Here is a 240-nt window from a genome sequence, read left to right on the forward strand (position 1 = left end):
TGCAGGGAATGCGTTCGAGTCGCTCTTCGGGGAGATGTGTGACTACTGCGAGGCGATTGGGCTGGTTCTCGGTACCCTGATCCAGGAAGAGGGTGCCGGGCAGATGGAAGTCAATTTCGATCATGGTGACCCGCTGGCGCTGGCCGATCAGGGCGTGATGTTCAAGCGCACGCTACGCGAGACGGCATTGCGTCACGGTATGTACGGTACCTTCATGGCCAAGCCGATGGCCTATCAGCC

The 240-nt window shown here is 59.6% G+C and carries 1 pseudogene; it reads left to right on the forward strand.

The annotated features are described in order from the left end of the window. Nucleotides 1-240: pseudogene (locus tag R2R70_RS22815) on the forward strand (glutamine synthetase); the annotation flags it as partial.

Origin of the sequence: Cobetia sp. SIMBA_158, assembly GCF_046566945.1 — a bacterium.
In the GTDB taxonomy this organism is placed as follows: domain Bacteria; phylum Pseudomonadota; class Gammaproteobacteria; order Pseudomonadales; family Halomonadaceae; genus Cobetia; species Cobetia amphilecti.